Origin of the sequence: Arsukibacterium sp. UBA3155, assembly GCA_002364615.1 — a bacterium.
In the GTDB taxonomy this organism is placed as follows: Bacteria; Pseudomonadota; Gammaproteobacteria; order Enterobacterales; family Alteromonadaceae; genus Alishewanella.
This window is the reverse complement of sequence record DEYP01000025.1, coordinates 44,657-70,961: the sequence shown is the minus strand read 5'-3', so window position 1 is coordinate 70,961 and position 26,305 is coordinate 44,657. Positions and strand designations below refer to the sequence as shown.

Annotated in this window: 26 protein-coding genes; 17 read left to right on the top strand and 9 right to left on the bottom strand. The window is 48.1% G+C overall.

The window, feature by feature from the left end:
- Positions 1-241 precede the first annotated feature (241 nt).
- Positions 242-4,048: a bifunctional proline dehydrogenase/L-glutamate gamma-semialdehyde dehydrogenase PutA gene (putA, locus tag B2X65_RS12255; protein WP_290612870.1), complete on the bottom strand. Its 3,807-nt coding sequence runs from the start codon at positions 4,046-4,048 to the stop codon at positions 242-244.
- Positions 4,049-4,350: 302 nt separating this feature from the next.
- Between putA and B2X65_RS12250 the strand changes: the two genes are divergently transcribed.
- Complete coding sequence (locus B2X65_RS12250) at positions 4,351-5,130, top strand: MipA/OmpV family protein (RefSeq protein WP_290612869.1); 780 nt, start codon at positions 4,351-4,353, stop codon at positions 5,128-5,130.
- 10 nt (positions 5,131-5,140) lie between these two features.
- Positions 5,141-5,728 carry a dienelactone hydrolase family protein gene (locus tag B2X65_RS12245; RefSeq protein WP_290612868.1) on the top strand — a complete coding sequence of 196 codons (588 nt, stop codon included), beginning with the start codon at positions 5,141-5,143 and terminating at the stop codon, positions 5,726-5,728.
- 7 nt (positions 5,729-5,735) lie between these two features.
- Here the strand turns inward: B2X65_RS12245 and B2X65_RS12240 are convergent, their stop codons facing one another.
- From B2X65_RS12240 to B2X65_RS12230, 3 genes are all read right to left on the bottom strand, one after another.
- Complete coding sequence (locus B2X65_RS12240; RefSeq protein ID WP_290612866.1) at positions 5,736-5,981, bottom strand: EF-hand domain-containing protein; 246 nt, start codon at positions 5,979-5,981, stop codon at positions 5,736-5,738.
- 119 nt (positions 5,982-6,100) lie between these two features.
- Positions 6,101-7,024, bottom strand: coding sequence for a TlpA family protein disulfide reductase (locus B2X65_RS12235; protein WP_290612864.1), 924 nt, complete (start codon positions 7,022-7,024; stop codon positions 6,101-6,103).
- A gap of 3 nt (positions 7,025-7,027) precedes the next feature.
- Entirely contained in the window at positions 7,028-7,891 is an 864-nt protein-coding gene (locus B2X65_RS12230; RefSeq protein WP_290612862.1) for a helix-turn-helix domain-containing protein, read from the bottom strand.
- A gap of 213 nt (positions 7,892-8,104) precedes the next feature.
- Here B2X65_RS12230 and B2X65_RS12225 point away from each other — a divergent pair, with 213 nt between their 5' ends.
- The 4 genes from B2X65_RS12225 to B2X65_RS12210 all read left to right on the top strand — a co-directional run bounded on the left by B2X65_RS12225 (position 8,105) and on the right by B2X65_RS12210 (position 11,581).
- A complete protein-coding gene (locus tag B2X65_RS12225; RefSeq protein ID WP_290612861.1) occupies positions 8,105-9,070 on the top strand; it encodes an aldo/keto reductase in 966 nt (321 codons plus the stop codon).
- A 40-nt stretch (positions 9,071-9,110) separates the two neighbouring features.
- Positions 9,111-9,710 carry a DUF6064 family protein gene (locus tag B2X65_RS12220; protein WP_290612859.1) on the top strand — a complete coding sequence of 200 codons (600 nt, stop codon included), beginning with the start codon at positions 9,111-9,113 and terminating at the stop codon, positions 9,708-9,710.
- A gap of 123 nt (positions 9,711-9,833) precedes the next feature.
- On the top strand, positions 9,834-10,400 hold the full coding sequence (locus B2X65_RS12215; protein WP_290612857.1) for a hypothetical protein: 567 nt from the start codon (positions 9,834-9,836) through the stop codon (positions 10,398-10,400).
- Positions 10,401-10,456: 56 nt separating this feature from the next.
- Positions 10,457-11,581 (top strand): winged helix-turn-helix domain-containing protein, encoded by a 1,125-nt coding sequence (locus tag B2X65_RS12210; RefSeq protein WP_290612855.1) that lies wholly within the window; start codon positions 10,457-10,459, stop codon positions 11,579-11,581.
- Positions 11,582-11,598: 17 nt separating this feature from the next.
- Here the strand turns inward: B2X65_RS12210 and B2X65_RS12205 are convergent, their stop codons facing one another.
- On the bottom strand, positions 11,599-12,057 hold the full coding sequence (locus B2X65_RS12205; RefSeq protein ID WP_290612853.1) for a gamma-glutamylcyclotransferase family protein: 459 nt from the start codon (positions 12,055-12,057) through the stop codon (positions 11,599-11,601).
- A 278-nt stretch (positions 12,058-12,335) separates the two neighbouring features.
- Here B2X65_RS12205 and B2X65_RS12200 point away from each other — a divergent pair, with 278 nt between their 5' ends.
- From B2X65_RS12200 to B2X65_RS12190, 3 genes are all read left to right on the top strand, one after another.
- Positions 12,336-13,145, top strand: coding sequence for an MBL fold metallo-hydrolase (locus B2X65_RS12200; RefSeq protein WP_290612852.1), 810 nt, complete (start codon positions 12,336-12,338; stop codon positions 13,143-13,145).
- 95 nt (positions 13,146-13,240) lie between these two features.
- Positions 13,241-13,459, top strand: a complete 219-nt coding sequence (locus B2X65_RS12195) for a hypothetical protein (protein ID WP_290612850.1) — start codon at positions 13,241-13,243, stop codon at positions 13,457-13,459.
- Positions 13,460-13,569: 110 nt separating this feature from the next.
- Positions 13,570-14,097, top strand: a complete 528-nt coding sequence (locus B2X65_RS12190) for a PRC-barrel domain-containing protein (RefSeq protein WP_290612848.1) — start codon at positions 13,570-13,572, stop codon at positions 14,095-14,097.
- 151 nt (positions 14,098-14,248) lie between these two features.
- On the opposite strand, the gene B2X65_RS12185 is transcribed toward B2X65_RS12190, so the two are convergent.
- Positions 14,249-16,381 carry a prolyl oligopeptidase family serine peptidase gene (locus B2X65_RS12185; RefSeq protein WP_290613519.1) on the bottom strand — a complete coding sequence of 711 codons (2,133 nt, stop codon included), beginning with the start codon at positions 16,379-16,381 and terminating at the stop codon, positions 14,249-14,251.
- A 201-nt stretch (positions 16,382-16,582) separates the two neighbouring features.
- Positions 16,583-17,611 (bottom strand): RDD family protein, encoded by a 1,029-nt coding sequence (locus B2X65_RS12180; RefSeq protein ID WP_290612846.1) that lies wholly within the window; start codon positions 17,609-17,611, stop codon positions 16,583-16,585.
- Positions 17,612-17,752: 141 nt separating this feature from the next.
- Here B2X65_RS12180 and B2X65_RS12175 point away from each other — a divergent pair, with 141 nt between their 5' ends.
- The 3 genes from B2X65_RS12175 to B2X65_RS12165 all read left to right on the top strand — a co-directional run bounded on the left by B2X65_RS12175 (position 17,753) and on the right by B2X65_RS12165 (position 19,926).
- Positions 17,753-18,052: a YciI-like protein gene (locus B2X65_RS12175; RefSeq protein ID WP_290612845.1), complete on the top strand. Its 300-nt coding sequence runs from the start codon at positions 17,753-17,755 to the stop codon at positions 18,050-18,052.
- 210 nt (positions 18,053-18,262) lie between these two features.
- On the top strand, positions 18,263-19,171 hold the full coding sequence (locus B2X65_RS12170) for a CPBP family intramembrane glutamic endopeptidase (RefSeq protein WP_290612844.1): 909 nt from the start codon (positions 18,263-18,265) through the stop codon (positions 19,169-19,171).
- A 26-nt stretch (positions 19,172-19,197) separates the two neighbouring features.
- The gene (locus B2X65_RS12165; protein WP_290612842.1) at positions 19,198-19,926 is read left to right on the top strand and encodes an alpha/beta fold hydrolase; all 729 of its coding nucleotides are present in this window, start codon (positions 19,198-19,200) and stop codon (positions 19,924-19,926) included.
- Between the two features lie 137 nt (positions 19,927-20,063).
- Here B2X65_RS12165 and B2X65_RS12160 read toward each other — a convergent pair whose 3' ends face one another.
- Positions 20,064-21,095 carry a hypothetical protein gene (locus B2X65_RS12160; protein WP_290612840.1) on the bottom strand — a complete coding sequence of 344 codons (1,032 nt, stop codon included), beginning with the start codon at positions 21,093-21,095 and terminating at the stop codon, positions 20,064-20,066.
- Positions 21,096-21,595: 500 nt separating this feature from the next.
- Here B2X65_RS12160 and B2X65_RS12155 point away from each other — a divergent pair, with 500 nt between their 5' ends.
- Positions 21,596-21,967, top strand: coding sequence for a DUF4440 domain-containing protein (locus B2X65_RS12155; protein ID WP_290612838.1), 372 nt, complete (start codon positions 21,596-21,598; stop codon positions 21,965-21,967).
- A 101-nt stretch (positions 21,968-22,068) separates the two neighbouring features.
- Entirely contained in the window at positions 22,069-22,161 is a 93-nt protein-coding gene (locus B2X65_RS17810; RefSeq protein WP_349678712.1) for a DUF6500 family protein, read from the top strand.
- Here the strand turns inward: B2X65_RS17810 and B2X65_RS12150 are convergent.
- Positions 22,158-23,894 (bottom strand): hypothetical protein, encoded by a 1,737-nt coding sequence (locus B2X65_RS12150; RefSeq protein WP_290612836.1) that lies wholly within the window; start codon positions 23,892-23,894, stop codon positions 22,158-22,160. The genes B2X65_RS17810 and B2X65_RS12150 overlap by 4 nt on opposite strands.
- 227 nt (positions 23,895-24,121) lie before the next feature.
- On the opposite strand from B2X65_RS12150, the gene B2X65_RS12145 reads away from it, so the two are divergent.
- The 3 genes from B2X65_RS12145 to B2X65_RS12140 all read left to right on the top strand — a co-directional run bounded on the left by B2X65_RS12145 (position 24,122) and on the right by B2X65_RS12140 (position 25,938).
- Complete coding sequence (locus B2X65_RS12145) at positions 24,122-24,436, top strand: helix-turn-helix transcriptional regulator (protein ID WP_290612834.1); 315 nt, start codon at positions 24,122-24,124, stop codon at positions 24,434-24,436.
- Between the two features lie 142 nt (positions 24,437-24,578).
- Positions 24,579-24,629 (top strand): hypothetical protein, encoded by a 51-nt coding sequence (locus B2X65_RS17805; protein ID WP_349678717.1) that lies wholly within the window; start codon positions 24,579-24,581, stop codon positions 24,627-24,629.
- Between the two features lie 295 nt (positions 24,630-24,924).
- A complete protein-coding gene (locus tag B2X65_RS12140; RefSeq protein WP_290612832.1) occupies positions 24,925-25,938 on the top strand; it encodes a DUF6081 family protein in 1,014 nt (337 codons plus the stop codon).
- Positions 25,939-26,305: the final 367 nt, after the last annotated feature.

Sequence of the window (26,305 nt, the reverse complement as noted above, 5' to 3'; positions counted from 1 at the left end):
TGTAAGGTTAGCGAAACGATCAGTTTATAGGTCCTGAGGGTGCGGGGGTTGATGTAAGGGCAGGGTAGCTGGCAATACTTACTTCACCGGCTTCAAGGAGCACATCCTTGTGCCCCTTCAGCCTGCGCAGCATCCATGCTGCTGTTCCGTAAGCACACCAGCCACTTTGCGCCTGAGTCCGAGAAAAAGGGTCAGAGTGATTTACTGGGCCCGTTGAGGCTATCTCAGGGCCAGCTTTTTACTAAGACTCGTCGTCTTCCACCATGGTCATCAGTGAGGTATTACCGCCAGAAGCGGTAGTATCAATACTGATGGTTTTCTCGGTAATTAAGCGTTTAATCAGCGTATCGTAATACTCAGCACTAATTACCGGCAGTATTGCTCCCTCACGCTTGGCCAGCTGCTGACTGAAGTAACCCAGCCGCGATGAACGGGCTGCTACTACTGCACCGGCTAAATGCGGGTGGGCCAGAATTGACTGTAACTGATCGGGCCTTGCCACCTGGAACACACCTTTAGCCACACCGGTAGCAATAAACTTATCCCGAAATGCCTGCGCTTCTTCATAAAACAACTCTGACGCTACAGTAATCACGGTATTACCCGCTGCCAAGGCAGTAATGATGGATAAGGTCCAGAAATTAAACGACGTGCTCTTATCGGCATAACACACCACGCAACCGCGTGGTTCATAATGCAGAGTATTTGACTCACCCGTTGGTCCTGGCAACACAATGGCTTTACGCATGTGTTTTTCCAGCCGGTTTAGCTGGGCACGGGCATCTGACAGGGTAGAGCCCAAGTCGTCAGCCAGTTCGTCAATAATGTCAACCGTAGCAATTTTAGCCAGTAACTGGCGTACCACAGATACCCGGTCATTTAGTTTGGTGGCGCGCCATTTTTTCTCATCCTGCATGGAATTTTCCATCAGCTGCTGAACCTGCGCGTCCGCATCGGCAGTATGGTGTAAATCCAGCTCATCGGGGGTCAGGTTAGTCATCTGGACGTTTTCTGGTGATGCTTGTTCTTTGACCAGACGCAGTAAATAATTCGGGCCACCGGCTTTGGGTCCGGTGCCTGACAAGCCACGGCCACCAAAGGGTTGAGCACCGACGATAGCGCCGATCATGTTGCGGTTAACGTATACGTTGCCGGCTCGCGACATTCTGGCCAGATACTCGCAACGCTCTTCAATCCGGGAATGAATACCCATGGTTAAGCCATAACCGGTGCCATTGATTTGGTCGATAACTTTGTCTAAGTCTTTGGCTTTAAAGCGAATAATATGCACGCATGGCCCAAATACTTCCCGCTTTAATACTGACAAGTCTTTAATTTCATACAACCGTGGGGCAAAGAAATACCCACCATTTTCGCTATTGTCGGGAATTTTACATTCGTAATGCAAGGTCGCTTTGTCTTTTAAATATTCGACATGCTCGTTCAGATTTTTCAGCGCTTTTGCATCAATCACCGGGCCAATGTCGGTGCTAAGCAGCGCCGGATCGCCGACATGCAGTTCTTTTAACGCCCCTTTGAGCATCGTAATAATGCCATCGGCCACGTCTTCCTGAATAAATAATACTCTTAACGCTGAGCAGCGTTGGCCGGCACTTTGGAAACCGGAACTGATCACATCATCTACAACCTGCTCGGGCAGAGCGGTAGAGTCAACAATCATGCAGTTCTGGCCACCGGTTTCGGCAATCAGCGGTACCTGAATGTCGTTGCGATTCGCCAGGGTTTGCGAAATCAGGGTGCCGGTATCGGTAGAGCCGGTAAACATCACGGCCTGTACCCGTTTATCCGGCACGATGGTTTTGCCAACGTCACTACCACGGGCTATTACCGCCTGCACCACGTTTTCGGGCAAGCCGACGATGCCCATCAGCTCAATAGCACGCAAGGCAATCAGGCTGGTCTGTTCCGCCGGTTTGGCAATGACCGTGTTACCGGTAACAATAGCCGCCGCGACCTGGCCTAAGAAAATGGCCAGCGGGAAGTTCCACGGGCTAATACATAAGATCACGCCGCGTGGTTCAAAACGCTCATCTTTTGCCAGCTCTTCGGCCCTTGCCGCATAATAGCGACAAAAATCGACGGCTTCCCGTACTTCGTCTATACCATCCTGCGCCACTTTGCCAGCTTCTTTAATACAGATAGCAACCAGCTCGTCGTTATGACGCTCTAAAATATCACCGATACGGCGCAGCAGGTTGGCGCGCTGAGCAATCGGGGTGGCCGACCAGCTTTTAAAGGCTTCATCTGCATTGGTCAGCAGTTGCTGCATTTGCTCGCTGTTGTGCAGGGTAACGTGGCCAATGATTTCCTGAAGATTGGCCGGGTTTTTTACCGCGACTGCGCCCTCAGGCAAGCTATCTTCAGTAAGCTTATTTTCTTCCAGCCAGCGGTCAAGGTTGGCTTTAAACGGTACCAGGGTGTTTATATCGGTTAAATCAAGCCCTTTAGAGTTGGCCCGTTCAGCACCGTATAAATCCAGCGGCATTTTAATCTGGGTATTATATTTATTACGCAGGCTTTGCAGGGTTTCTACCGGATCTGGCAGCAAGGCTTCTACCGGTTGGGTAGTATCGACGATGGCATTAACAAAAGAAGAGTTTGCGCCGTTCTCAAGTAAGCGGCGTACCAGGTAGGCTAACAGATTTTCGTGTTCGCCCACCGGTGCATACACCCGACACTGAATTTTTTCTTCAGTGACAATCTGGTCAAATAAAGATTCGCCCATGCCGTGCAAACGTTGGAATTCGAAACCGGTATTATCACCTTTGGCTACTTCTAAAATGGTAGCGGCCGTGTACGCATTGTGCGTAGCAAACTGTGGATACAAGGCATCACGGGCTTCCAGCATTTTAATCGCGCATGCTTTGTATGACACGTCGGTAGAGGCCTTGCGGGTAAATACCGGGAAGTGATCCAGACCATCTTGCTGGGTGGTCTTAATTTCAGTATCCCAGTATGCCCCTTTAACCAGGCGCACCATCATCTGGCGGCCCACTTTGCGGGCTAACTGCGTTAGCCATTCAATCACAAAAATAGCGCGTTTCTGATAAGCCTGTACCGCTAAGCCAAAGCCGGTCCAGTCACCTAAATCAGGGTCGCTGAACACAGCTTCAATAATATCCAGGGAAATATCTAAACGGTCCGCTTCTTCTGCATCGACCGTAAAGCCAATATCATAACTTTTAGCAACTAATACTAATTCTTTTAATTTTGGCACCAGCTCAGACATTACCCGTTCACGATGGCTGAATTCATAACGTGGGTGAATTGCCGATAATTTAACCGAAATACCCGGGCTTTTAATCGGGCCGCGGCCCTTGCCAGCTTTACCAATGGCGTGAATAGCCGTTAGATAACTTTGATAATAGCGATCGGCATCGGCCATGGTGCGGGCACCTTCGCCGAGCATGTCGTAAGAATAAACATAACCTTTTTTCTCGGTATCCGCAGCGCGATCAATGGCATCGTCAATGGTGGTGCCCATGACGAACTGCTTACCCATAATTTTCATGGCATAGTTAACTGAGCGGCGAATAACCGGCTCGCCTAAGCGGCCCAGGGTTTTTTTCAGAATACCAAATTGTTCTGCTTTGCTATTGTCAGAATAGTTGACCATTTTGCCGGTAACTAACAAGCCCCAGGACGAGGCGTTAACAAACAGCGATTCACTGCTACCTAAGTGAGAGCTCCAGTCGCCATTGGCCAGCTTGTCACGGATCAGCACTTCCTGGGTTTTCTTATCAGGCACCCGCAGCAAGGCTTCAGCCAGACACATTAGTACGACGCCTTCTTCGCTGGACAGGGAAAACTCGTTAAGCAGCGCATCAATACCGCCCTGGCCGTCCTGATCTTTACGGATATTAAGTACAATTTGCCGCGCGCGTTCCCAGGCCCGGCTGCGAGCTTTTACGCCCACTTCGGCCAGCGGTAACAGCATGTCGATAATCTGGTTTTCATCAATCCGGTAGTAGTCACGGATTTTCTGTCTGATGGGACATTCGGTAGTTAAATTACCAGTAAATAACATAATTCACCCTTAACAAAATGGAGGCTGACCCTAAGTACGCTAGCCGAGGGAATGACACGCAAGCACGCGTGCATACTAATCAAAATGTAGCAGAATGTGCTGGCTTAATTGCGATATTTCTCCCTAGTTTACACGGCGTAATAGCAAATTAACCCTATAAAATGCTGCCTTTTCTGGCAAAATGCCGGCTGACTACGATTGTGGCTACGTGCTGGCTGATCGGGTTACATCTGACTACAGTAATAAGCCTGACAGCGTTATACGCTGCAAGTTCATGAACATACACAAACTAAGGCTTGCAAATGGAAAAAATTCGTCGATATTTCATTACGTTGCTCATAGGTTTTGCAGGGCTGTATAGCAGTATAGGCCATACACAGCAAGGCCAGGGGCAAAACAGCCAACAGCCGTCTCAGGGCTTTTTATATGGCGTGGGTATTGGTATAAATCAGGAAATTTATCGGGGCTACAAACGCCGAACTATTCCCCTGCCACTCATTGGCTATCGTGGTGAGAAGCTTTCGGTATATGGCCCTTTTGTTAGTTATCAGTTGCTGCAGCAAGGCAATATCAGCGTTAGCGCTAAGCTTTCCCCGCGTTTTGCCGGTTTTGATGAATCTGACAGTGACGTGTTTTCCGGTATGGCCAAACGGAAAAGCTCGCTGGATGGCGGTATCGGTGTCCAGTATCGCTTGCAGAGGTGGGTGTTTGAAGCAGACACTTTAATAGATTTACTGGGCAACTCTAAAGGTCAGGAATCAAAACTGGCAGTAGGTTACACGCTGCGCTTCGGGCCGGTGCTGATGGAACCTAAAGCAGGTATAAGTTATTCCGACAGCAAACTGGTCGATTACTACTACGGCGTGCGCCTGAATGAAGCTACCTCTAACCGTATGCCGTATCACGCCAAATCGGCATTTAACTATAATGCTGGTTTGTCATTAAGTACCCCGGTATTCTTTGGTGGCATGACCCGGCTGGGCATTGAACACCATTGGTATGATAGCAGTATCAGCGACAGTCCGTTAACCGACCGTGACAGTGGGGTATCAGCGTTTTTGTCCTGGTCAAAATTCTTCTGAGTATGGCGCTATGACAGATAAGAATATCGCTGTAATTACCGATATTTTTGGCCTTTGCAGCGGTCTGGACCGGTTGCTACAGGATTTGTCCGGGCAGCCGGTAAATCAGGCTGGTGACGCAACACTAACGATTACGCTAATCGATCCGTATCAGCAACAACGGCAACAATTCAAGGATGAGCAACAAGCCTACTCGGCCTATATTGACCAGTGTGGCCACGATAACTTTGCGTCTAACGTTGCCAGAGCATTGGAAACGCCGGTTGATCTGGTCATTGGTTTTAGCGCCGGCGCCAGTGCGTTATGGCGGGCACTTTCCACGCCTGCCGCTGCTAATATAAAGCAGGCTGTATTGTTTTACCCCGGCCAGATTTATCAGCACCTGAAACTCACGCCAGAGGTAACCACCACCCTTATTTTTGGTGCTACTGAGCCTCACTTTGATGTCGACGCTATGGTAGCGCTTTTACAACAAAAACCAGCGGTTAGCGCCTTTAAGACCTGTTATCAGCACGGCTTTATGAACCCGCCATCGGCTAACTTTAATGAGGCGGGTTATCGGGATTATTTAGGTATGTTGCAGAATAAGCTGAGCTAACGTTTTCTTAATACTCCCACCAGCATTGCTGCCACCACTCTGCAAATTCAGTAAAGTCGATATGACCATCATTATTTTTGTCGATGAGCTGAAAGGCTTCGCCAACATGACTGGCTTTGGTTTTGGGTGCCAGTGCCGTTAACAGCTCTATAAATTCTGCTATATCAATCTGGCCATTGCCATCCCGGTCAAAAAAATCAAATTCTTTTTTTATGGCTGCGGTTTGTTGTTCCGATAGGATTTCTTTACTCACGGGCAATGCCTTATAAATTAGTCAAATTCCTGCCTAGTTTACGTGGTGCGCTATTGCCTGTCCAGATTGCAGATAAGCCGTGCCGCCAGCATAAGCCGGCGGCACAGCAGAAAGCAGAGTTAGTTTGAGGCTGATAACTGTTGTATGACCCTGGCCGGATCAGAGAAGTCGGTTATTTCAGTAACCACCTTACCGTCAGTAATTTTTAACAGCAGTGGCATATTGCGAACATTAAAGTGTTGAAACAACACACCATGGTTATCAATCTGAAACGGTATCGCGATCGCGTATTTGGTTGTAAATTCGGCAAGTGCCGCTTCGTCTGTCCACAGATGATTAACTATGCCAGTCCAGTTAGCCTCTGGTGCCATCGACGCTAACTCATTGAAGCCACGCTGGACTCGTTGACACTGCTCGGCCATCGCCGGGCGCGACTGGGCAAGATACCAATCGCACCAGGTCGCGGTGAAAAACAAATAGTGGCTGCCCTGCTGATAAGGGGCCAGTATCTGTTGTTGTCGGGTTTTACTTATCTCGCTGGACTGTGCCGCTGGCAACTGCTGGCCCGCGGCCAGGCGCTGGATAAAGCCATCAAGTGCCTGATCAGATAGATGACTACTATAAACCTGCTGGCCCTGGTCGTTGATTAACACCGATAAGGGGGTTCCTACCAGGCCCAGTTGCAGGGCAAGCTGACCCTCAGTATCAACCCAAACCGGCATGGTTAAACCAAAACGTTTAATCACCTCTGCGATGGCCGCCGGCTTTTCGTTAATATCAATATTTACCGCGATAAAGGTGACGTCGTCACCGTATTGCTGATACAACTCCTGAAAATGTGGCATTTGCTCCATACAAGGTTGGCACCAGCTTGCCCAAAACTTGATGTACAGCGGTTTATCGCTAGCCGCGGTTGCTAAGTCTGCCGCAGCATAATCTGGGAATTTCTTTAATCCGGCCGAATTCAACGTGGTGGCGCTGGCATTTTCAGCTAGCAAAAAAGCAAGACAGCTGAGCACCAGCAGACTGACTAATTTATTCATTATTCACTCCTGATTATTTAACTTTCGCGATGGTAACTGCAGGGCTTCGCTGGGTATTGTAAATTTGCGACAACCTTCCTCATCCTTCGACAACTTGCGCAAGCGGTACAATGCCGGCGTTTCCGTGACAAAACCCCTGAACACATGGGTAAAGTGAGCCTGATCATAAAAGCCACATGCTAACGCGACATCAGCCAGTTTAAATTCGGGTCTGCAAAGCAAATGCCTGGCTCTTTTTATTTGCTGACATTGCTGGTAGTAAGCCGGGTTAAAGCCCGTCTGCAATGTCATCTGCCGCTCTAAGGTGCGCCGGCTGATAAGTAATGCCGAAGCGACAGCGCTAACGGTTTGCTCAGTGGTTCGCAGCAGTTTAAGTGCCTGCTGTAACCTGGCGGGCATGGCAGAATTAGCTGCCTGTTGGATTAACCACTGCTCAAAGTCAGTTACTGCCAGCAAGCGGCTGTTAGCCGCCAGTCGTTGTAACAGCTGTTGGAAACTGCTTTTTACCGGCCCGTTTAACAGTGCTAAGGCGTCGGTACGCCGTTCAGGTAGTTCAGTTGGCGACAATCCGAACAGAGTGAACAAAGCACCTGGCGTAAACCTGGCACTAATTTGCAGGCTACCGGTGGAAAACTGCTGGATTTGAGGGTGGCGGTTACATTCAAACCAGGCTGTTGTCTGGTACTGGTGAATATCAATTGTCAGGCTACAACCACCATCCGGGTAAAGTTTTTCTGCAGAGCTTACCGGCGCAGTGCCGGGCCCACCAATTGTCCACAGGCATTCCACAAAACCCGTTAAGGCCGGATGGGGGGCGAATAGCCGAAAACCGAGGTGGGATAGCCCTTCGGGCGATAACGCGCTCATTTTTCACCTTTGTTCAGACATCACCAGGTGTGTAGCTTGCCTGCAACGACGTCTTAGCATCAATCCACAGGCTATTGTAAAGCTAAATAGCATAAAAAGCCTGTTAGTTGTCACTTTACCTGTAGTTTGGCGACATATTGCTTGTGCTGTTATGCTTTACTTTATTTATGATTTCACACGGATAGCCCGGGTTGATCTGGCAGGGGGTAATTGATGCATACTCGGTTAAGCCGCAGGCAAAGCTTGAAATTACTAGGGGCAGCAGTCGCTGCTGGTTTGCTGCCGTCTTTGCCAGTTGTGGCTACGCCGGCATTAGTCAGCGCAGCTGATAAAAGCCCGGCAGTTTTGCTACGAAAACCAATTGGTAAACAGGGCAACACGCTGCCGGTTATTGGTATGGGTACCTGGCGCACTTTTAATGTTGGCAGCGATCCGAAATTACTGGATGCCAGAACGCAAGTGGTAAAGGCTTTTTTTGAGCTAGGCGGTGGTCTGATTGATTCCTCGCCGATGTACGGCTCGGCCCCTGACGTGATGGGTTATGCCCTGCGAAAGCTTGGCATACCCGACAGCCTGTTTTCAGCAGAAAAAGTCTGGAGCCCGGCGGGTGGCTCAGCGCGTGAGCAGGTGGCTGAGCTGAAAAAGCGCTGGCAGGTCGCTCAATTTAATCTGGTACAGGTGCATAACCTGACCGACTGGCGCGAACATCTGGCGGCATTACAACAAATGAAAGCTGAGGGCAGCCTTGGTTATATCGGTATTACCACATCACATGGCCGGCGCCACCAGGAGCTGGAACAGATAATGACCTCGCAGGATATCGACTTTATTCAGCTAACTTACAACATCACCCATCGCGAAGCTGAGCAGCGCTTACTGCCTTTAGCGCAGGAAAAGGGCATAGCGGTGATCGCCAACCGGCCTTTTGATGGCGGCAGTTTAATTAAAGGGTTGCAGCGCCGTGGCGAAAGCTTGCCCGATTGGGCCAAAGCGGAGTGCGGTTGCACTAACTGGGCCGATTTTTTACTGAAATTTATTGTCAGCCACCCGGCGCTGACTTGCGCTATTCCTGCCACTACGCAAGTAGCCCATATGCAGGAGAATATGAGCGCAGGTCACGGGCCAATGCCGTCTGCCAGCGCCCGGAAGCGGATGCAGCGTTACTTTGCTGCCTTATAAATGGAAGCACGATAAACGGAGACACTAAAAAGGAGGCGCTATGAGCGGCGGTGCAGGTTACCAGTTACAGCAATTTATCCCGTTTAGCAGCGATGTTTACCTGCGGCTATTGGAGCGGATTGGTGAAACTTACTGGCCCTGGCATATTGCTACGCTTTTACTCGGTGTAATAGTGCTGCTGCTGGCACTACGACATAAAGCCAGCGCCGGCTGCATGCTGCTGGCACCACTGTGGCTTTTTGTAGGTTATGGTTTTTTCCTGCAGCATTATGCAGAGCTGAACTGGGCCGGTAATTATATTGGCTATGCTTTTATTGCCGAGGCGCTATTGCTGCTGTGTATCGCGCTAAGCGGCAAAGGCCTTGCTAAAACAGCGCCAGACAAACGGCCAGCGGTCGTTATTGGCTTGGCGCTCGCCTTAACCGGGCTGGTGGGCTGGCCGTTTATAGGCCTGCTAAGCGGGAATAGCAGTTTTCAGGCAGCGGTGTTTGGCATTTATGCTGATCCTACCGCTATTGTCACCCTGGGCCTGCTGCTGATTATGCTAAGAGGCTGGCTACTGTGGCTAAGCGCTATTATACCGCTGCTGTGGCTGGTGGTCTCGGGCCTGACCTGGTGGGTGTTGCTGACGCCACAATGATGCTGTATTTATGCCGGATACAACACTTTTCCTTTAAATCTCAGCACTTCCTCATCTTTTGCTCATGTATTTTCAGTCTGGTCAGGTCATGCTGCAGCTTAGGCAATCATCAGGAAATACGCTATGCAAACATCTGTACCTAAAAAAACATTCTGGCAAAACCCATGGCGTAAAGCAGGCTGGGGGCTGATTGTCAGCCTGTTGCTGCTACCGCTTATCGCTATGCAATTTACCGCGGAGGTCAACTGGACTGCTTTTGATTTTGTGGCAGCCGGTATTCTGCTTGGTGGTACCGGCTTATTAATTGAACTTGGCTGTCGCTTTAGCCGAAGTGGTGCCGGTCGCGCTGGTTGGGCAGTAGCCGTATTAACCTCGTTGCTGCTGATTTGGATAAACCTGGCAGTGGGCATAATTGGTAGCGAAGATAATCCGGCGAATCTGCTGTATCTGGCAGTGCTTGCATCAGTGCCACTGGGCGGATTATTGGTGCGCTTTAAAGCTAAGGCTATGAGTTATGTGTTGCTATTTACTGCCGGTTTGCAAATCGCAGTAGAACTGGTAATTCAGGTCGCCGGGCTGGGTGCCGCGCCGGTTATCAATGCCGCTTTTGCGCTGCTATGGTTATTGGCAGCCGGGTTACTACGAAATGCCGGCACAATACTCGCCGCAAACGCGGCTTCTGATGCATAATAAAGCCATTGTAATGTAGCCTCTCGGGCTGCATAAGCCGGGAGTAGTTTTGCCTTATGACGGCACAGCGTTATTATTTTGCCGATTTTGTTTTGGATCCGGCACAGCGACAGTTGTTGTGTGGTAGCCGGCAGCTGGAGCTGAATGCCCGTTATCTGGATGCGTTAGTATTACTGGTGCAGGATTCGGGCAAGCTAATCAGCAAACAGCAGTTTTTTGATGAAGTATGGCAGGGCACGGTGGTAAGTGACGAAGCGCTCACCCAGTGCATTCGCAGTTTACGGCGGCAATTGCAAGACAGTGCAGCTGCGCCTCGTTTTATCGAAACGGTACCTAAACATGGTTATCGCTTTATTGCCGCGGTAAGCTGCTCAAGCCCAGCTGCAGCAGTCGAAAAACCGCCTGTTAAGCCAGACCGGCGCCAGCTGCTTTGGCATTTAACCGGGCAGGGGGCATTGGGTGCTGCTGTAGCCGGGCTGATTGGCGGTGGGCTGTATGGGCTGTTTGGCGCAGCACAGGCGCTGGCAACCGGCAGCCAGGCGCTTTCGGTGCTGCTGGTGATGCTTACGGTTACCACGCTGATTGCAATACTGGCCGGAGCGGCGGTGGCATCCGGCCTGGCGTTGGCGAAAATGTGGCTGATCCAGCCGTCGGGGCAGCAGCAAAAGCAGCTGCGGATCAAAAAACTCAGCTATCTGTTACTCGGTGGAGGCGCCGCGGGTTTATTAATCGGTGCCTTTGTCAGCTTATTGCTGCAGGAAACCTTTTTGTTATTTCTGGGGCGCAGCCCGGCGCATATTACCGGTGCCACCGAGGGGTTAATAATTGGCCTGGCGGCAAGCATAAGTTACTGGTTACTATTAACTGCCCGTCGCTCTGCCAGCCCGCAGCGTTTTAACTACCTTACTGTGGTTATGGCAGCAGTGCCCGGTCTGCTGGCTGGGTTGCTAATCAGTGTTGGCGGTGGGGTGTTGCTGGCAGGCAGTCTGGCGCAACTGGCGACAGAGTTTCCGGATGCCGCCGCCGCTGGCTTGCTGGCGATGGATGGCTTTAGTCCGGCACAGGGCTTCAGCACAGCGCAAGGTTTCGATGCAGCTGGTGTTATCAGCGCTATGCTGGAAGCCGGCTTATTTACTACCGGCCTGACTCTGGGATTAACATCCCGATCGCAGCGGGGATAGCCAGCGCGCCTGCCGTTTTAATTGGCAAGCTCGTCTGTCAGCTCCTGCACCAGTGGGTCCATAAGTTGGTAAACCCAGACTGTCTCACCACTTTCAAGCGGTAATTCTACCCGCTCATAACGCACACCCAGCCGCTCATATCGGTCCAGCGCCCTAAGCTCGGTGCCACTTACGGTAATAACCAGACCTTTGGTAACCGCGCCGGGGGCAGGCGTTATATTCAGCGCTTCTTTCTGATAGCCGGGCAGGGTGGCGGGGTTACCAGTGCCGGCACGGCCCATTACCAGATAGCGCACCCAGGGTTGCTTAAGCGTGCCATAAACAAATACTGAATAACGGGCGTTATCGTCAATCGCCGGTAGTTCGCCCCTGGGGTGATAACCATAGGGGCTGGCAAAGGTCAGCCATAGATATCCGGCAAGTATCATAAATAAAGCTGACAAAGCAAGCATGGTGCGAACAACTGATTTTTTCATTATGTTTAGCCGCTTATACAGTTCGTTCCCTCGGCGGTGAATTGATTTAAGTGATAAACCAGCAATTTCTGGTTTGAGTAGCCAATCGTAAATATAAATCATTGGAGTATTTCGATTAATATCATAGGCTTTGTGTAAAATTCAAGGGTGCAGTGAATTCTGGAATGTAAGATTCTGTTACAAAACTGAGCAGCGTTTACGATGATTTACCGCCAATTCGTGCTAGATTTTTCACTGATTGCAAATTAGCTGGCGGCTATCGCTGCGAGGAAATGATTATGAACAAGCTAACCTGTAACGCTGTTGCTGCACTGCTGCTTTTTGCTGCAACTTATTTATATAGTCCGCAAACCCTGGCTGCATCAGAAAACAAGCTGATAAATAAATTGTCTGACCAGGCTTATGTGTTGCGGTTTTCAAATTCATGGACAAATATTGGTTTAATAAATACAGATCAGGGTGTGGTGTTAATTGATCCGGCCGCAGGAAGCGCTAATCTGGAACAATTACGCCAATTTGTCGCTGATACGTTTCCACATGCAACATGCTTTGTGTTAAATACCCATGGTCATCCTGACCATACAAGCGGAAACGATTATTTTCAGTCCAAAGGCTGCGCGCTTATCGACAATGTCGACAATTTTGATGAGCTTCAGGCGCTACGCTTCAGTTCCCACACCAGTAACGATCAGGTGTTCTATCACAAGCAAAGCAATAGCATTTTTGTCGGCGACATCTATGAAACCAGAGGTAAAGCCATTCCTTCATTCTGGTCTGGCGGTCTGGCTGGGTTTAACCTTGCCGTGGCAGGCATTGAGGCGCTGGGCGATAGCTCGGCAGTTGTTATTCCAGGGCACGGCGAGCCCGCAAGTAAAGAAGAATTAGCGTTATTCAGAAAAAACACCGCAGCCTGGGTAGCCAGAGTAAAGGCGCTTAACGATGATAACATGGCGGCCAGCGACATCAGCAAAGATGAACAAATCAGAAGCATTTATGAAAACTTTAATGTCAATAACGTGCAGCCATACGTCGCAGAGCAGGCGCTTATCAGATTTATCGAAAGAACCCTGCACACATTAGCGCAATAAATGTAAACCAGAAGCATCTACAAGGAGCAGTCGATGAAGACCTGGTTTTTTGTTTTATTCGCTTTGTACTGCTGGCGGCTTGCTCTCACGGTTCAATGCCAAGCCAACTGCGACTAACCGGCCATGTGCTTTCGGTCTACGAGTCCAGCGATACCCTGGCAACGAGTTGCCAGTCACTTTCAGAGCTGACCGAGCAGCCGCAGTCGTTTAAAGAGCTCAAAATTGCTACCGGCAAGTTGCATGGTGCCTTCTATCTGCCGCATGTCGAATGGGTTGAGCTAGTAATGGATTGGGTTCACCAGGCCGGTGACTAACTTACTGCTAGCTAATTTGGTATGAGTTTTGCTCCTTATATATTGAACCCGGTGAATGCCCGCTCTTTTCCGGGGCATTCATGCACATTTTTCCATTAAAGGAGAAAACTATGAAATATATTCAAAAACTCGCCCTTCCTGCACTTATTGCCAGTTTAATGGCTGGTTCTGCATTCGCGGCAGAGGGTTTATATTCCATGGACAAACTTGAAGATGCTGATGTTTTCGACAGCACGGGTAAAGAAATAGGTGAGGTCGAGAATATCCTGATGGGTAACGGTATGTCCGTACATTCATTAGTTATTGAAACTGGCGAAATACTGGGGCTTGGCGGCAGAGAAGTCGTCGTTCACCGTGGTGCTTTTACCGTTGTGCCAGAGTCCGGCAAAAAGGGTTTCACTAATGTGGAGTATGAAGTTCATCTGGAAATGACCCAGGACCAGTTAAAACAACAACCGGAGTACAGCCAGGACTGGTGGAACCAAACCAGTGCTTCGCTGCAAAAGACCTGGCAGGAAACCAAGCGCGTAAGTGAAAGCGCCTGGGAGAACACCAAGGAAGCCACTGCGTCAGCATGGTATGAGATAGAGGAAGGAGCTGAAGAGTTGGGCGACGATATTGATGACGCGACTAACTAAATTCACTCCTGCTCGTGTTATGCAGCTTGTGCTGGGTAACTCTTAGAATGAAACGCTCCACCTTTATTAGGTGACTTAATAAAAAGGAGGGTTACAACCGCGCTGTAACCCTCCTTTTTTCAGTACTGAGGAGCAGAAATTCAGTTAATAATTACTTCATTAACTGCTGACTTAAAAAGGTGTACTCAAGCGCCGATCTTTTAGCAGTTTCCTGCAGATTTGCCGCTGCCGAGTGGCCGCCATCAATGTTCTCATAGTATTCAAAATTGTGGCCATACTGCTCTAACATGTAAGCCATTTTTCTGGCGTGGGCCGGATGCACCCGGTCATCTTTGGTGGAGGTTACGAAGAATATGGCTGGATACTCGCCCTGAGGATCAATATTATGTAACGGCGATATCTTTTCCAGAAAAGCGCGCTCTTCCGGAATATCCGGGCTGCCAAACTCACCTACCCATGAAGCGCCGGCCAGCAGGGTGTGATAACGCAACATATCCAGCAATGGCACCTGACACACCACGGCATTCCATAAATCAGGCCGCTGGGTATACATCACGCCCATTAATAAGCCGCCATTTGAACCACCCATTACCCCCAGATGCTCTGGCGAAGTGATTTTTTTGGCAATGATATCTTCTGCTACCGCAATCATATCGTCGAAAATAACCTGGCGCTTCGTTTTTAACCCTGCCTGATGCCAGGCCGGGCCGTACTCACCGCCACCGCGGATATTGGCCAGCACATAAACACCGCCTTGTTCCAGCCAGTTTTTACCAAGAATACCGGAATAGCTGGGCTTCATCGATACTTCAAAGCCACCGTAGGCGTATTGCAGGGTAGGGTTGCTGCCGTCGAGGGTAATACCTTGTTTGTGCACCACAAAATAAGGTATTTTTTCACCGTCAGTGGAACTGGCAAAATATTGCTGCACCACCAAATCCGCGGCATCAAACCGGGCCGGTGTAGATTTAATCGCTACAATATCAGCGTTGCTGACATTGACCTGATACAGGGTGTCTTGCGAGACAAAGTTTTCCTGATTAACAAAAATAATGTCGCTGTCGTCATTGGCTGAAGAGACCGACATCGTGCTGTTATCGGGTAAGGCCAGCTTGCTGTGCTGCCAGTTACTGTCTTTGAAGTCATACACATAGATATTGTTAACTACGTTTTCGAGCAGATTAAGCACCAGTTTGCTGGCGGTAATGGCTACACCATCCAGCGTGGCACGTTCATCCGGTTGATAAACCAATTGCACGGCACCAATTTTATTGTTCTGCAGCCAGTTTTGTATATCAAAAGACACTAAGTCGCCACTTTTAAAGCTGGTGGCACTGCCATCTGGGGTCCAGTCTTGTTTCAGGCTTAAAATAAGTTGCCCTTTAAAAATACCGTTAATACTGGACGTGTTGGGAATAGGTAACTGCACCGGGTCGCCATTTTCCGGTAACCAATAGTACTCAGACTCGTAAAAAGTAATGGCGCGCACTACCATATTTAACTGCTGATCCTGATGCTTCAGCGCATAGGGAAATACCCCGACATCGGTTTTATTGCCACTAAATACCGTTACTGCTTCGTCCAGTGACTGACCGCGTTGCAGTTGTTTAATGACATAGGGGTAGCCGCTGTCGGTTAGCATGCCATCACCCCAGTTGGTGCCAACATGCAGGCTGTCGGGGCTGCTCCAGCTTAGGGCTGTTTTTGCTTCCGGCAGATAAAAACCCTTATCAACAAAGCTTTTACTGGCGCGATCCCACTCGCGCATTTCTACTGCATCTTTGCCGCCATCCGATAGCGAAACCATGCACAGGTTGTAATCGCTTTCTGCGCAGGTTGTCCCGCTAAACACCCAGTTTTTACCTTCGGCGGCAGAGAGGGCATCAATATCCAGCAACGTTTGCCATTCTGGTTGCGCTTTGCTGTATTCTGCCAGACTGGTTTGGCGTAACACACCCCTGACATGGTTTTCATCCTGCCAGAAGTTGTACACCATATCGTTACGGTAAGTGCCATAGGGGATTTTATCGGTGGCATTGACGATATTTAACGCCGCTTGCTGATACTGACTAAAACGCGGGTCGCTGGTAAGTTTATCCAGCGTGCGTTTATTCCAGTTGGTCACCTTGGCAAGGGCCTGTTCGCCTTCAACTTCTTCTAACCATAGCGGTGCGTCGCTAATACTTGCTGTCATGGGCGTTTGCACTTCTTGATTGGCTTGCTTTGCAGTATCTGCAGGGTTACATGCGCTTAGTAAAGATATGCTTGCAACCGTGACGATCATTTTTAGTTTCATGGTAGCCTCAGTTTTTATTATTTTTATAACACTGTATTTAATGTATAGGGATTTAATGTAGAGGGTTTTAATGTAAATACACGGGCGGCCAATGTAAACCAGATTATTGCCCAGGCGGTGTATCAGGAATGGGTATATTCAGCTTATATTTTCAGTACTTATTTTCAGTACTTATTTTAAGTACTTATTTTAAGTACTTATTTTAAGTACTAAGGTATCGGCTACTTTATCCTGAATAGCTTGCCGGTTTGGATCCCAGTATATCTGAATAAACCCCAGCAATCCTGTGGCAAAGCCTGCGCTATAGCCACCCTGGCGACCAAATGCCTGCCACAGCGTAAGCGGTGTGTTATTTAGCTGCACCACTTTTATCGCCATACAGGCTTTGCCAAGTGTCTGGCCACCATTCCAACTAATAAACAGGGTGAAATAAAACACCGCCCAACCAAAGCCAATGCCTAAATCAGTTAAAATGCCTTGCAGCCATTTAAGAACACTGTGATCTGATTGGGCTAACTTTTGCCACCAGGAAGAGTCTGCTTCGGACTGGGTGGTTGTCTTAATTAACTTATCGGTAGCCTGCTGTGCGGCTTGCTGGCGATGCTGTTTAATATTGCTCATTGCTTTATTCAGTGCCACCGTCTGCTCTGCCGGTGTCAGTATTGAATCCTCAAGCAAGTCTTTAATCATGCTGTTAATTTCATCGTCGGTAAGCTTACTGCCGCGTAACTGTTCGCTGATATTCTCTAACTGCTTATCAGCGCATTCAGCATTGCAGTCTGTGCTGGTAAGCGCAATGGCGCTTGCGGTAATTAGTACACCTTCTTTTACGTTGTAGTCGCTGTGCTCGTCGGTTTCCACCTGCATCAGTGGTAATAAAAACAACGACAACAGTGCGAAGGTGATGACAATATTCCGGCGCCGGTTGTTATGTTGCAAATGGCAACGATAAGCCAGATAAGCCGCGACAGGTAGCAGGAATAAAAAGCTACCGGAGGTAAGTAAAGCGATAAGCACACCATCCAGGACTATTGCCACACCACGGCGCCAAGGCTTTGCCAGGGAGCGACCCACCAGGGCATTGGCTACCGTGAAATCGTGCGGGGTAACCACCTCGCGCACTTGCTTCGGTGAAAGCTGGTGGCCATTAAGGTCAACATACACCCCCGGAGATACTTCCGTAATGCTGGCATTACCGTCAAACTGGTGCAGACTCATCAAAATGTTGCTCTACTATTTTAAAAAAATTCAATTTACGCTAAACCGACCGGAAAGCTATTGTAATATGTTCCCCAACGTTTAGGGTGATAAAAAGACGACCTGAAACCGTATATTTTTGATTAAGAAAGGAGTTATCCGATGCACTTTCTGCTTATCTATGACACCGCGCCAGATTATTTACAGCGCCGGGCTGAATTTCGCCAGGCGCATTTGGCATTGGCCTGGCAAGCCGTTGAGCGCGGCGAATTACAGCTGGGCGGCGCGGTGGGCGAGCCAGCAGACAGCGCCTTGTTGCTGTTCAGCTGCGACAGTGCGGATATTCCAGCCGCCTTTGCCAAAGCCGACCCTTACGTAGTAAACGGCCTGGTGACAAACTGGCAGGTAAAAGCCTGGCATACTGTCGTGGGCGCGGGCGCAGCGAACCCGGTAAAAGCTTAAGCGGGCCGGCCTGCTTGGGGTTAATGCCTGGTGTCACTGCTCCCAGTGTTCTGCCTTAGCTACAACAGTTTGCAGACATCTTTTGTTACTTAATAATATTTTTTATTTCACATCACGCCTGCTAGTGTTATCAAGCGCTTAGCCCAAAACCCGTTGCGGCATAACGCCATGTATGGTTGTCATGTTCTTTGCAGAGCTAAGGAGTCGTCGTTGCCGGTTATTTTATCTATTAAAGCGGTTTTGGCTAAATTGCTACTGGCGATCACCATTATCGCGCTGGCGGTGATGGCATACCGCTGGCTGATGTTACCGGCTTTACAGTGGCTGTTTCAGCTGGATGAGCCCACTACAGCACTGCTGCGCCGGGTGGGTATTTTGCTGGTTATATTATTGGCCTACGGTGTATATGTGCGCTACGGCGAAAAGCGGCCTGTTACCGAGTTACGATTTCCAGTTAGCAAGGTCGCGGTCGGCTTATTGGCCGGCGCTGGGATGATTGTCCTGGTGTCAGCACTTTTATTTGCTGGAGGTGTATACGAAGTAACCGCTTACCGTGGCTGGCAAAGCGGCTTAGCCGATATTGCCCTGGTAATTCTGGTGGCCGCTGTTATTGAAGAAATTGTGTTCCGGGCGGTGTTGTTTCAGGCACTGGAAAGCCAGTGGGGCACGGTAACAGCACTGTGGCTGCAATCGCTGATTTTCTCCTTGCTGCATATCGCTAATATTGACGGCCAGTTGGACCTGCAGGCGCTAATTATTACCGTGATATCCGGCACCTTAATTGGCGCGCTCTGGACAGTGATGTATGTTTATGTCCGCAATGTCTGGGTGGTGGCGGCGCATCATGCCGCCTGGAACTTTACCGTGGTGCTAACCGGGTTACCGTTATCCGGTCTGGACGACTGGCAAGCAATGGCGCCACTGCAAAGTGTGTATCACGGCCCAAACTGGTTAACCGGCGGCGTGGTAGGACCGGAAGACTCGGTAATTACCCTCGCCATGGTAATTATCTCAGTAGCCGCTTTACTCTGGTTGGCAAAAAAACAGCAGCGGTTTTATTCATCAGCCGCGGAGCGCCTGGCGCAGGCTGCTGAAACAAAATCGGCGCGTACATGCTGACTGTAATCTTTAAAAGGCGATAGAAATTGAAGTTGGTACTGTTGCCAGGAATGGATGGAACCGGGCTGTTGTTTGAACCATTGGTAAAGTATTTTCAAAACGGGACAGCGCAAGAACACGCAGGCCAAGATCATAGCCTGGCAATACAGGTTTTACCTTTGCCAACGGACGGAGCCCAAGACTACCGCACCTTAGCAGCCAACGTAGTAGCGCAACTTCCAACAGAAGACTTTGTGCTCGTTGCCGAATCATTCTCAGGCGGCATTGCCGCCTGCCTGTCTCAACAGCCTGTGCCGCATTTAAAAGGCATTATATTTGTTGCGTCGTTCCTGTCAGGCCCTAAAAAACTAATCGCCTTGCTGGCATCGTTTTTACCAATCCGCCATTTAACCATGTTGCCATTTTCTGGTGCTGTCTACCGGTTGTTGATGCTAGGTAAAAACGCCACACCCGCGCAAATGACATTGTTTCAGGCTGCGTTAAATACTGTTCCTGCCAATGTTCTTAAGGCAAGGCTCAGGGTAATTGCTAAGGCTAAGTATGATGGGTTTACTTCAAATGTACCTGCAGTATATATAGCGGCGACAAACGACAGGCTGGTGCCGGCAATAAAAAAACAGCAGTTTGAGCAGGCCTATAGCAATATAACGTTCGCAGAAATTAACGGCCCGCACTTTATTCTGCAGGCAAACCCCAAAGACGGTTCCGCTGCCATAGTAAAAGCCACCAACCTAATACTAAGCAAAAGATGCTGATAGCTGCCATGCTGGTAAACCTGGCGTTTGTTTACTGAATATAAGGGGCAGATCAAAATTAAATAGCCTGAGCTGACTTTAATTTTGTTCTGGCCCCAATAACTCGCCCGAAGTGTGGTGTGGCTAAATATTTTAATCTAATCAGCACGATGCAGCATAAGTTGCGCACATTTCTCAATTAAATCGGACCTAAATTGCTCATCTTGCAAGGAACTCTGTAACTGTTCTTTATGTTCTTGATAATTGGGCTCAGTGAGTTTAAATTCATTAATCATTTTGGGTAAGTCCATAAATCGAATATTATTTTCTAAGCTTCCAATAAGGGTAGGCTGTTCAATGTCATTTTCAACATGATCAAGGCTATTGAGCTGAAGTATCAATGAGCTCTCATAGCGATGTAGCATTCGGCACTGGGAGGTTTTCTCGCAGGCTATCTCCATTAATACTACGGATTGACTTTGATCCATATCTACACAACTACTAACGCTAGACAGAATATCAGGGTTTCCTGCTTGAAGCTGCTCTGACAGGAAAGCATTTATTTCAGGGAGATCAATATTCACGGTCATTGGTGGCAGCAGAGGGATACCTAAAATATTGATGACAGCTTGCTCATGGCCTGCCTGTGCGGCCTGAACGAGCCAGTAAAAACCTAAGCTCCATGAAATATCTGATTCACTAGCAAAGCGACTTAAATAGAGCTCATTTTGAGGAAAAAACAATTCCAAATTCTCAGGATAAAAATGTGCACACGCTTGCATTAATCGCTCTAAGTCCGGTATTACGTTGGCAGGCAGTTCATCGGCATACGCATAGAGCATATGTAAGTTATTTACCAAGATTTCGCGGTCGTAAGCTACAATAGTACAAACACTTAAAATACGACCAAGTTCGAACTGACTGTTAACGTCCCCGGTCATTGCCAATTTATGCAAGGCTACTGCGATATCAAAGTAGTCTTCTATTGCTTCGTCGGCTGGCAGAGCAGGTGTTAAAGATGTAACTTCCAGTTCGGTGTCGACAACTTGCTTAAGGGTATTTTGTATGGGTGCTAACTCGGTTAAATGTAGCGTACACAAACACCAGCCAATAAGCATAATAAACAAAGTGGCAAATAGAGTTGTAATTGGTTTCTTAATAGTCAAGGTTGGTGTGCCTCTTTTTTTCATGATCTATTGAAAAAAATGCTGTGATTGCTTCAATTTTAATTGCTCAAAGCACCTTAGTAGGTTGTTCCGACTAAGGTGCGTGAGTTAAATTTAGTATGTCATATGATAACAAACCGGATCTTGTCCCTCAATTGCGGTACAAACCTTAACCGATTTTCTATTAGAAGCTATTGTCACAGATCGAATGTAATAGTTACCGCCGCTACTTCCGCCACTTAGATTAGCAAAGCCTGCTGCTACAATTTTATCCTGTTCATCTAATATTGCTATCAATCTATGTGTTCCATACACAGGATGAATAATCATGCGTACTTTATAACCATTACTGAGCCTTCAGCACAGCCTTCAGGGTCAGGTCTTGCCTTTTGACTTTGCTACTCAAGCGCGGGTTCTAGTCTCAAAATCTTGGTACTATTATCCGCATAAACAACCTGGCTTTGGGCTAACGTCACCTTGGCCTGTATTGAGTGTTAGACCGGTTTTAGCGGAGTTTTTAAAAAGTGAATAGCGATATCCTTAAACAGCAATTAGTTCAGCTGGAACAGCTACTGGTGCAGCCTGCTACCCGGATATCTGCTGAGCTACTTAACCGCTATCTGGCTGATGATTTTTATGAGATTGCTGCTACCGGCCGGTGTTTCGGTAAAGCCGATGTGCTTAAGCGCCTGCCAACTGAAACGCCGCCGGTTATTAGCCAGCAAGATTTTGCATGCCGGGTTTTAGCTGAAGGACTAGCGCAGCTAACTTATCGCGCCACGATACAACGTGCAGACAATGAGCCAAGTTACTCGGTGCGTAGCTCAATCTGGCGTTTTGATGGTGAAAAATGGCAGATGGTTTTTCATCAAGGCACACCGTGCGGACCACTTTAACCACAGGAATTACCCGCCGATGCGCGATGCCTTAAGACAAAAAATTATTGCCGTTTGTGACAAAAAATCCTCGCCAATAAAATGATGACCCCCAGCTGCTTATGGAAGCGGCGACGTGGTGGATCCAAACCCACCGCCTGGACCATTTTGAGAAAGCGCTGAAAATAAAGCAGTTGGTTATGGCAGGGCTTTAGTCGCCACTAGTTGTAGTTACCAATTTCATGTAAGGGCTGATGTTTTGCGGGATGCTTAAACAGCTAATCTCCGCTTCTGTTTGCTTCGCTCTGTTTTTTAACACGATACTCCGTTTGTTCACGCAGCTTTCGCGAAACAGCTGATATGCCGCAATACCCTCTTTGTAAATATCGAAGTTACCAACATATTGGATTTCATAACTTTTCTCGAAAGCTTTACAAGATTCTATCGGGTAGGTTTTTAGATAGTCATCATAACTGCTAATACTGATGGCATTGCAATGCGTCCGCATAAGATCAGAGACAATTTGCTTGCCCCAATGTTGTTTTACCGCAGCTGGGTAATCTTCCGATAATGAAACGGTTGTGCCAGACTGCTTAAACCAGCTTGCCACTTCTGTTTGGTTATCAAGCTCAGTGTCGCGGCTAAAGCGCGCTAGGGCTTGTGTCAGCGTTTCCGAGCCCGTTAATAAGCTTAACTGGTCAAAATAATCTTGCTGGTTGTAGCTCCTGCTTACTGCATTGGCTTTGAATATCCCTTGCCAAACATCAAACACAGATTTCTCCGGAGATTCTGCCTGTATTGCCAGATGGCTGGCCAGTGCCATGGCCGCACCGCAATCGTAATAGTTCCGATAGCGCCATAATTCAGCAGCTTGCTCCAGTGACTCCGTACCTTTGTTTAACACGCAGTTATTAGCGGCCTGTTCGAATCGCAACATCATTTGGCTGTTATCAATAAGGCCGAATTCCAGCATGGCAAAATTGGCAAAAGCATCAGCGCCGCCTTCGTGCATCCAGGCGTGATGTTGCTCTTCAAATGTAAACATTTGGCCGTTCCAGAAGTGCGCGGCTTCATGCGCTAAGAAATAAAACAGGGTATTGAACTGCCGGTCATTTTCTTCAATCCAGCGCTTGCCGTTTATGGTTAGCTGTACAAGGCCATCTAAGGTGCCGCCACTGTAGTTCGAATAGTCACCGTCAAGCTGGTCGTAATTAAAAAACACAACCGGCTTGAAATTCAACGCCTGGCCCGTTTTTGATTGGTAGTAGTCAAACAGCTGCGGAAAGTATTTCAGTGTCTGGTTCCATACCCATTTCGGCAGTTGCGGGTCGACGATAGCCAGCATATTGTCCGTTTCAATCGGCGTTATATTACCAAAATAGATATAGGTGCCTTCATTTTCTAAGGTCCAATGGGTCTGGTCCGAGTATGCTTGGCCGAGAAAAATAATGTTCTGCCCGGGGGCGTAAAAATGGAATTGGGTGCCGCTAAAGGACGCTCCTATAGGACTTACGGCTTTGTCCTCAATAATATTGGCGCCAAGCGTCAGATGGTTGGTATATAACAGCGTACTGCCATCGGTGTATTTTATATTGTGGGTATAGTCTTTCTGGATAAAGTCATAGTAAGAACTAAAGCTCAGTTCCAGTGATGTGAACTTGCTGCCGTCTAGGCTTCTGATCAGCAACACGTCGCCAGCTTTGTCCCAGACAAATTTTGTCGGGTCAAGTTGGTATAAATTGCGCCGGTCAAAATTGCTGTTGCGGTTAAAAGCGACATGATCCACCGCTATCGGCAATTGATAGATGACCTGCCATTGATCGTCATTTTGCTGATAACGCACATGAATGTGTAAGGCAAAATCGTTTTCCTCAGCACTCACCTGAAACACGAAAATGTGCAGCAATACGGTGATAAGTAGATAAAATCCATTAATCCTACAGCGCATGTTAGAAAATCCTTTTAGATGGTGTTTTTTATAAGTGACTGATTATAAATAGAGCAGCAAAAATGCCAAGCATAAATTCTCAGACGTGGTGAACAGCTGCTTAACCGCCACTAATTTACCATCAGAAGTTGCGGGTTGCGAAACTTGCGTCCAGAATATTCATGTGTTTCAGTGTTTCAGTGTTTCAGTGTTTCGATACGCTGTTCTGAGCAAAGGTAATTAATAAAATGAAAAATACTACTGAATTACTGACCAGTGACAACCTGCGTGAGATGGGCCTGATTGGCGCGCCAAAAGGGGCTGGTGCACATTTCAAACGCTTCCTGCAACGTAAGAACCTGACAGCAGCTGATGCTGCCCGTGATTTGAATGTGGCTAAATCTACCATTACCCGTTTTATAAACGGCGAAAGTGAGTTGAGTATTGACCTGGCAACCAAGATTAAGCGGGTTTATAACGCGCCGGTAGACGTGTTCTTTAGAATTGACGCCCAGTATAAGGCGTATGTTGTTTCGCAAAATATCAGCAAGTCAGTGGCATAAAAATTGGCAGGCGATTTTTCATCAGGGCACCGCGTTTAATCCACCATAATCTTCGGAAATCTTCAGTTATGCGCGACAGCTTAAAACAAAAAATTATTGCCATTTGTGACAAAAAATCCTCGCCAAAGGCGAAACAGTAGGTGTGTCGTTTTATGCGTTATTTGCCCATAAAATTGATGACCCCGAGAGCTAACTTTCTCAGGTCGTCAGTAAAGTTTACAGTTTTCTGTCCATTTTTCCGCTTAATTTACCTGCTCAATTCCTAGTTGTTGATAGCATTGATATTAATTTGTTGGCGCGCTTAATGCGTGGCTACTTAGTAGTGCTGAGATGTGGTCATTTATAAAAACCATATTAAAACATTATGTTAATAATAAGGCTCTGTGGAGTATCTGCTTTGTTTTAACGATGTTGGTGGTTGGCACTTCAGATGCAAATGTATAAATGCATACCAACGTTTTTCAAACAATATCGCAGAGGGCAACATTATGAAAACAGCATTGCCGTTCAGCGGCTACTCCAGGGTCGCTGCAATTTTTCTTCTTAGTCTGGCATCAGTAAACCCGAGCGTTGTCGCAGACGAAACCGGCAACTATACCGTCAAGTATGATGCACAAAGCATTACTGAGTACCAGCAAAAATGGGCCAACATATACGGGCCACTAGAGTTAGCCGCCGGTGGCAGCTTGTCTGTGTCAGAGCAGGAAATTGTAGTGAGCGCTATTCCTTTTCAGGTGGGGGCGGACTTTAGTGTTTTCGATCATTTGAAATACATTGCTGTAAGCACCCAAACATTTCAGGTACCTGAACATGGCTCGTTAGAATTTTCAGCTGAGATTATTGCCCATACACCGGGTACCCAGCCTGACAGATTGATTCAGGGCTGCTATGGCCCGGCATTTTCATATCTTAGCCCGACAGACCCGTGCGACATTCCTTATCAGCAAACCGTGTTGGAGGGGCAGCAGGCAGGTGTTGTGTTAAATATGATTAATTTTGAAACCGGGCAATTATTTGATTGGTTTATTTCCGGCAATAAAGCCTTCGCACTAATTGAGCGTTTACCTACGGTAGTAACCGGCAGCCCCGGCACCGGATTAGACCTTGCTTACACCCAGATTATCAGAGAAGTAGATATTAAAGCAGGCAAAAAGCAGCGCGTTGCCATTCGCTACAGCCGTGGGCCGGACGCGTCGTTTGTTGAGTATTTTCTCAATGGCGAACTGTTTGCCCGGGTTGATAATGTCGGCATACCATTAGACAAACAAGGCGTGCCCTATACTGGCTATGCGCCCTCTACCGGTGATGGCGAACCATTAAAAGACCGGCTGAACTCGTTTGTCATTGGTCACGGTTTATTTAGCTTACTGGATGCCTACCCCTATCAACATCCGGATGCGCCCGAGCTGAGTGTATCTATTCCAATGTCAGAACGGCTGTTTGGCCAGGGCGCAGCAGGGCAGTGGAGTAAATTTAAAGTGCAGCAAAAAGTGCAGCAATAAGTGCATTAGGCACCAGCAAAGCAGAGCAAAGGATCCAGCTAAAGCACGCGGTAGTTAATCGCTGGTTTGGCTGCGATCCTTTGTTTGTATTGCTTGTGCCATAGATCATAGCGGGTATTATTTGGTTGCCAGTTAAAGCGCCACCAAAGCTACGTACCGCAACATAGAAATGAAAACTGGTCGGAGGTAATTACTCTTGCTTGGTTTACTGATTAGTTTAATCAGACCTTCAAGCGCGACACTCGCTTTTGAAATGCCCGCACTACCCTGTTACGAGTCTGCTGTTTCTAATGTTTTGCAAACCGGATTTTAGCTATGCGCTGGACATTGCAAAAAATTATATCTTTACGTAAAGATAAATCTGTTG